The sequence below is a fragment of the Protofrankia sp. CiP1_Cm_nod2 genome (genome assembly GCF_920664355.1).
Lineage (GTDB): Bacteria > Actinomycetota > Actinomycetes > Frankiales > Frankiaceae > Protofrankia.
In genome coordinates, this window is sequence record NZ_CAKKTL010000247.1 from 1 (window position 1) to 7364 (window position 7364).

The following is a 7364-nucleotide window of genomic DNA, read 5'->3' on the forward strand; positions in this document are numbered from 1 at the left end:
GGGTGGGTCGCCGCGCGCCGGGCCGCGGCCGCCGAGGTGCTGGGCGCGGCCGGCGGGGTCCCGCTGGGGGCAGAGGCCGGCGCGCAGTGGGAGCGCGGCCGCTTCCACGGCCCGTACCTGCGGGACGCCCTGCTGGACGCCGGCATGTTCGCCGAGACACTGGAGACGGCCGGGTTCTGGTCGGCCCTGCCGGGCCTTTACACCCGGGTACGCGACACCCTCGTCGCCGCCCTGGCCGCGGAACAGGCCGCCGCCCGGCCCGCGGGGGCAACCGTCGGCCAGGCTGGCGGGGGAGCTGTCGGCCAGGCTGGCGGGGGAGCTGTCGGCCAGGCTGGCGGGGGAGCTGTCGGCCAGGCTGGCGGGGGAGCTGTCGGCCAGGCTGGCGGGGGAGCTGTCGGCCAGGCTGGCGGGGGAGCCGTCGGGCAGGCTGGCGGGCCGGCCGGCGCGGGGGCGGGCGAGGTCGCCGCCGGGGGAGCGCCCGGCCTGGTCGTGTGCCATGTCTCACACGTCTACCCGACCGGTGCCTCGCTGTACTTCACCGTCGTGTGCGCCGGCCGTGACGACCCGGTGGCACGGTGGCGCAGGGTGAAGGCCGCCGCCTCGCGCGCGATCGTCGAGACCGGCGGGACGATCACCCACCATCACGCCGTCGGCGTCGACCACCAGCCCTGGCTCACCGCGGAGATCGGCGATCTCGGGGTGGCGGTGCTGCGCGCGGTGAAGCACACCCTTGACCCGGACGGCATCCTCAACCCTGGCGTCCTCGTCCCCCGGGCCACCTGAGCCGGCCGGCCCGGCGGGGTCGCCACGGACCCGGTATGCGGCCCCTGGGCCGCTGCCGACCCGAGGGCGGGATGATCACCGGTCCGGCCCTGGCGGCCTGCGGCCCCTGGGCCGCTGCCGACCGCAGGCCCTCCGGGCCGCCGCAGGCACCGCTACGGACATGCGGCCCGCTGGGCTGTTATGGGCTCGCGGCACGTTGGGCCGTTATGAGCTCGTGGCCCGCTGGGCCACTATGGGCGCATGCAGCAGGAGCGCGCCGACCCGCGCCGGGAGCGGGCGCTTGTCGTTGTCGGGCCGGGGCAGGCGTTCGGCGTCCAGCTCCTGCGCCGGTTCGCCCGGGAGGGCTTCGGGCTCGCGGTGATCGCCCGGTCGGCCGACACGGTCCACCGGGTGACGGCCGGCCTCGCCCGGGACGGGATCGCCGTCAGTGGCGAGGTTGCGGACGTCACCGAGCCGGGCGCGGTGGCCACGGCGCTGGACAAGCTCGCCGACGAGCTCGGCGGCCTGACCGCCGTGGTCTACAACGCCAAGCTGAGCATCCGGGGCACCGCCCTGTCGGTGTCGGCGGACACGGTCAACCAGACCCTCGCGGTCAACGTCACCGGGGCGCTGACCGTCGTCCAGGCTGCGGTGACGCTGCTGGCCGAGCGTCCCGGGGCGTGTGTGCTGCTGACCGCGGCCGGGCCGCGGACCGAGCCGGCCGCCGGCCGGTTCGCCCTCGCGATCGGCAAGGCGGGGCTGCTCGCGCTCGGGACGTCGCTGGAGCCGGTGCTGCGCGCCCGCGGTATCCGGCTGCGGACCGTGGTGCTCGACGCCCGGGTGGCCCCCGACGGCCGGCTCTCCCCGGACGCGGTGGCCGAGCATTTCTGGAACGCCTACACCGCCGCCCGCGGATCGGTCTTCCGGCTGGGCCCGCCCAGCGTCACCGAGCGGGCGCCGCACCTGTTCGGGGACGGGCACTTTCCCGGGTGATCTGACCCATGCCGTGCCGGGATCCGCCATCCATGCGACCATCCTGACCGTGAGCACTGGACACGACGACGACCCGGACGTGGGCAGCGAGCCCGTGGATTCGACCCGGCGCCTCCCACCGTCCGGTGCCGCTGCCGGCGCTGGTGCCCAGACACACCGGGCCCGCGTCGGCCCGGTCGGCCCGCCGCCGCCCGTCGACTCGTTCCGGCCGGCTCCCCAGCCCGGCTGGTCCGGGCCCCCCGGCACACCGGCACAGCCCGACGCGCCGGCACAGCCGGGTCAGCCGGGTCAGCCGGCGGCACCGATACCGCCGACCAGCGCGTTCCCACCGCCCGAGGGCCTGCCGCCCGAGGGCCCGCCGCCCGGGAGCCCGCCGTACGGGAGCCCGCCGTACACGGGTGCGCAGTACGGAGGTCCATCGTATGGAGGCCAGCCCCCCCTCGCGCCCACCGGCGTGACGCCGGGCCCGGTATCCCGCCGCCGGCGGCGGTGGCCGATCATCACGTTGGTCGTGCTGGTCATCCTGTTGGTCGTGGCCGACCGCGCGGCGGTGCCGATCGCCGAGAGCCAGATGAAGGCGAAGGCGGAGACGTCGGTGGCGCAGAGCAGCACCAACCCCGGGGTCAGGCCACCCAGGGTCACCGCCGTCTCGATCGGTGGCTTCCCCTTCCTCACCCAGGTCGTCTTCGGCAAGTACGACGACCTGCGGGTGACGGTCACCGACATTCCCACGCCCGGCCCGCGGATCACCGAGGTGAAGGCCAGGCTGCAGGGCGTCCACGTGCCGTTCTGGGACGCCATCCGCGACCAGGTCAAGGACGTGCCGGTCGACAAGGTGACCGCGGACGTGCAGATCACCTATGACGATCTCAACGCCTACCTGGCAACGCAGAACGTGAAGGTCACCCCGGTCGGCGACGGCCAGGAGGTGCACATATCCGGCAGGATCGACACAGGCCTCCTCGGTACCCAGGAGCTGAGCGGGGCGACCCGTTTCGGGGTCCAGGACAACACGCTGACCCTGATACCCACCGAGATCCTTGGTTTCCGGCTGCCGGGCCTCCCACTGCCGGGGATCCCGCTGCCGATCGACAACCTGCCGTTCAACCTACGGATCGAGAAGGCCGCCACCGGCAAGGACGGTCTCTCGGTCACCGCGACGGCGACGAACGTGGTCCTGCCCGCGGAACCCGCACCGGCTTCGTAACGGACGGTACGCGCCACGGCAGGTGGCTGGAAGAGGCTGGACGCCGGAAGAAGGCGGCGAGCGGTATCCGTGCCCGGCTGCCGGGCCGGTGCCGGTCGCCGTCCGTACCGGCTCGTCGTGACCGTTCGCTATGCGCTCGGTCATGAATCCCGGTCGCCGTTCGTTTGCTTTCGGTGACCGTGAGGATTCGGCCCACTGGTGGCACGCGAAAAACAAGATCTTTTTTCCTGGCCCTCTGTCGTGACGTCGAATCGACGACAGTTGACGGACGTGGGATAGCCCGCGCGTCATCCTCGGCCGGTACTGGATATCGTCACACCGGCAGCCGGCCGTCTACGGACATGACTGGCCCCACGCAGCCTGCTCCTCTGCGTCCAGTCCGTGGTGATTGGCACACCCATCGTCGATCGAGGTAGGTGGGCGGCGCTACGATCCGACGACCAGCAAGATCGGAAAATTCATGTCGAAGTCAGTCCGGCGGGACATCCGGCCTGTGTCCCGCCCCAGAGGGCCGATGGCGGCGCGAGCGCACTTCTCGCGCACTGCCGGGGGCCACCGTCCCTGGGTCGCCGAAGGGGGAAACACGTGCAGACGACCCTGAGAGTCGTCAGCGGTGCCAACGTGGCCACCGTGCCCGCCGGCCAGCCGTTCGTCGTCGGCCGCGCGCGCACGGCCGACTTCGTGATGCCGGACAGCCGGGTCTCCCGCCGGCACCTGCTGATCGAGCCGGTCGGCGCGGGCTGGGCCGTCCGGGACATCAGCTCGAACGGGACCTGGCTCGACGGCCAGCGGGTGCAGAGCGTCGACGTCAACGGCGAGGTCCGGTTCCGGCTCGGTACCCCGACCGGGCCGGAGGTCGTCGTCCTGCTGGAGGCTCCCGCCGGCTACGCCGACCCCCCGCGTTACGCCGACCCGCACTTCGAGATGCCGACGATGCTGCGTGACTCCGCCGGCTACGAGCCCGGCCCGCAGCTGCCCCGGCAGCCGTCGGGCAACCAGGCCGAGACGAGCAGCCACGATCTCGACCGTGAGCACGAGCGCCAGACCTCCTACCGGCTGCGCCCGGGCCGGATGTCCATCGGCCGTTCCCGGGACAACGACATCGTCGTGGGCGACCTGCTGGCCTCCCGGCGGCACGCCGAGATCTACCTGGCCCCCGGCGGGGACGTGGAGATCGCCGACCTCGAGTCGGCCAACGGGACGTTCGTCAACGGCAAGCGCATCATCCGCGAGCCGGTGCCGCAGGGCGCGGTCATCGCCGTCGGCCACCACGTCTTCCAGCTCGTCGGGGACGAGCTCGTCGAGTACATCGACTCCGGGGACGTCAGCTTCGAGGCCGACGGCCTGAACGTGTGGGCCGGCCAGAAGCAGCTCATGCACGACATGACCTTCCGGCTGCCCGGCCGGGCGCTGCTGGCGGTGGTCGGGCCCAGCGGCGCGGGCAAGTCCACCCTGCTCAACGCCCTGACCGGTTTTCGCCCCGCGGACCAGGGCGCGGTGCGTTACGCCGGCCGGGACATGTACTCCGAGTACGACGAGCTGCGCCGCCGCATCGGTTACGTCCCCCAGGAGGACCTGCTCCACACCACGCTCAGCGTCCGCCGTGCCCTGGAGTACGGCGCCGAGCTGCGTTTCCCGCCGGACACCACCAAGCAGGAGCGTGGTGCCCGGGTGGACGAGGTCCTCGCCGAGCTCGGTCTGACCCAGCACGCCGACACCCAGGTGGCCAGGCTCTCCGGCGGCCAGCGCAAGCGCACCAGCGTCGCCCTGGAACTGCTGACCAAGCCCACCCTGCTCTACCTGGACGAGCCCACCTCCGGCCTCGACCCGGGCATGGACAAGAACGTCATGGAGTCGCTGCGCAAGCTGGCCGACGACGGGCGCACGGTCGTCGTGGTCACCCACAGCGTCGCCCAGCTGGATCTCTGCGACTACGTCCTGGTGCTGGCGCCCGGCGGGTACGTCGCCTACTTCGGCCCGCCGCGCGACGCCCTGTCCTTCTTCACCAAGAGGGACTACCCGGACGTCTTCCTGATGCTGGAGGCCACCCCCGGCGCGGAGTCGGCGGAGCGGTTCCGCCAGTCGCGCTACTACGTCCCCGCGTCGGTGACCGCGCCGTCGGCCCGCCCGGCACCGGAGGACCTGCCGAGCATCCGCCAGCAGTCGGTGCTCTCCCAGCTCGTCACGTTAAGTAGGCGAACACTCTCCGTTGTCGCGTCCGACAGATCCTACCTACGACTGATCATCGCCTTCCCGTTCCTGCTCGGGCTCATCCCACGGGCCATCCCCGGCGGGTTCGGCCTGCCCGAGGACGGCTCACCGAATTCGGACGCCGGCACGATCCTGCTGGTGATGGTGCTGTGCGCCTGTTTCATGGGGATGGCGAACTCCGTCCGGGAGATCGTCAAGGAACGGGCCATCTACCGGCGGGAACGGGCGATCGGGCTGTCCCGGACCGCCTACATCGGCTCGAAGATCGTCGTACTGGCCCTGATCACGACGTTGCAGGCGATCCCGTTCACCCTGATCGGCCTGGTCCGCCGGGAGCCCGACACAGCGGTCGTGCTGGGCAACCCCCTGCTCGAGTGCCTGCTCGCGGTGATCGTGGTGTCGCTGGCGTCGGCCATGCTCGGGCTGCTCATCTCCGCCCTGGTCGACAACGCGGACAAGACCATGCCGCTGCTCGTCCTGCTCACCATGGCGCAGCTCGTGTTCAGCGGCGGCATCCTGCCGGTGCACGGCAAGCCCGGCCTGGAGCAGGTCAGCCTGGTCGCGCCGGCCCGCTGGGGCTACGCCGCACTGTCCTCGGTCGGTGACCTGAACGCGATCAGCCGGGCCCGTGAGCATCGCCCCGACGGCAAGCCGCTCAACCCCAAGGTCGTCGACGACCCGTTCTTCGACCACACCGCGCGGGCATACGGCATCGACATCGCCGGCGGCGTGGCGATCGGCGTGATCTGCGTCATCGTCACGGCCATCCTGATCCGCCGGATGGACCCGAAGACCGCCAAGCGCAAGCCGACGCCGTCCTGACGGTCCGCCCGTCACATCCCTGACCGAGGTCCGGGCAGCTTCCAGGTCGGAAGCCGCCCGGACCTCGTGCTGTCCGGGGCGAAAAAGCCGTAGCCGCCCTGTCGATGCCCGGCGTCCCGGCACCGGGACAGGGAGCCCAGCCGGTTACGGCTGCCAGGGGGCCCGGCCGGTTACGGCTGCCGGGGGGCCCGGCCGGTTACGGCTGCCGGGGGGCCCGGCCGGTTACGGCTGCCGGGGGGCCCGGCCGGTTACGGCTGCCGGGGGGCCCGGCCGGTCACGGTCGCCGGGGGGCTCAGCCGGAGGTCCAGCGCGGGGTCGCGTCGTCCCCCCGGAACGAGGTCAGCTTCTGGGCGTGGGCGTCGTCGAGGGCGGTCGCGCTCGTCAGGTAGATCTCACGGTTGGTGGCGCCGTCGCGCTGGCTGGTGAAGGCGATCCTCTTGCCGTCCCCGGCCACGAACGTGGGGTCCTGGTCCCGGCCGGGGGCCTCGGTCAGCCGCAGCGGGGTGGCGCCCGGGCTCGCGTCCATGACGAAGACGTCCGTCTCGGCCAGGTTCGAGTCGAAAGCGCGACGGAAGGCGACCTTCTTGCCGTCCGGTGACCAGCACGGGTCCGCGTCGAAGCCCTCCGTGCCCGCGGTGAGCGGGACGGGTTTCGCGCCGGCGGCGGCCGGGTCGGCGTCGATGGTGAACAGCGCGCCGCCGTCGACGCCGTTCGCGCCGACGAAGAACGCGATCCGGTCACCCAGCGGCGACCAGGACGGGTCGGTGGCGCCGGCCGGCACGTTCAGCCTGCGGACGCTGGAGCCGTCGACGGCGGCGACGTAGAGCCCGGTGCCGCCGTCGTTCGGCCCGCGTACCGCCTTGATGACGACGAACCTCCCGGTCGGGTCGACCGACGCCCGGGCGTCCGGCGCGATCGCGAGCTCCGCCGCCGGGCCGGAGGTGAACAGCGGCATCGGCGCGCCGCTGCCGTCCGCGGCGATCGCGACCAGGCTGGGGGAGGAGTCGATCACCGTGTAGAGGACGGTCCTGCGCTGCGGCCCGACGATCACCGGGAGCGCGGCCGGCTTCGCGTCGTCGCCGGTCAGCTTCTTCGGCTGTCCGGGCCTGCCGTCCGGGCCGGCCCGCAGGCTGTAGACCGCCCGCAGGCCGTCCTGTTCGCTGGAGTAGACCAGGGTGTCGTCGCCGAGGCCGACGTCGGATTTCGGCAGGATGTCGACGACCTTCGTCCGCTCGCCGTCCGTGCCCGAGCCGCCGGAGGCCAGCGCCAGCACCCCGCCGACCGTCGCCAGCACCGCGACGGCGGCGCCGGCGGCCACCAGCGCCATCCGCCGGCCGCCGTCGCGTGGCGCCCGGCTGCTGCCGCGTAC

General features: G+C 72.8%; 4 protein-coding genes and 1 pseudogene. 4 read left to right on the plus strand and 1 reads right to left on the minus strand.

What is annotated here, in order from left to right; genetic code table 11:
- The 4 genes from NBW84_RS20595 to NBW84_RS20610 form a co-directional block, all read left to right on the plus strand.
- A partial coding sequence (locus NBW84_RS20595) for an FAD-linked oxidase C-terminal domain-containing protein (RefSeq protein ID WP_445548789.1) occupies window positions 1-783 on the plus strand: 783 nt, incomplete at its 5' end.
- Between the two features lie 240 nt (window positions 784-1023).
- Window positions 1024-1755, plus strand: a complete 732-nt coding sequence (locus tag NBW84_RS20600; RefSeq protein ID WP_250286531.1) for an SDR family NAD(P)-dependent oxidoreductase — start codon at window positions 1024-1026, stop codon at window positions 1753-1755.
- Between the two features lie 511 nt (window positions 1756-2266).
- Window positions 2267-2962, plus strand: coding sequence for an LmeA family phospholipid-binding protein (locus tag NBW84_RS20605; protein ID WP_250286535.1), 696 nt, complete (start codon window positions 2267-2269; stop codon window positions 2960-2962).
- A gap of 585 nt (window positions 2963-3547) precedes the next feature.
- Window positions 3548-5995, plus strand: a complete 2448-nt coding sequence (locus NBW84_RS20610) for an FHA domain-containing protein (protein WP_250286533.1) — start codon at window positions 3548-3550, stop codon at window positions 5993-5995.
- A 292-nt stretch (window positions 5996-6287) separates the two neighbouring features.
- Here NBW84_RS20610 and NBW84_RS20615 read toward each other — a convergent pair.
- Window positions 6288-7364 (minus strand): annotated as a pseudogene (locus tag NBW84_RS20615) (hypothetical protein); the annotation flags it as partial.

Coding starts and splice junctions, on each gene's coding strand:
- NBW84_RS20600 (WP_250286531.1), top strand. CDS start 1,024: ATGCAGCAGGAGCGCGCCGACCCGCGCCGGGAGCGGGCGCTTGTCGTT.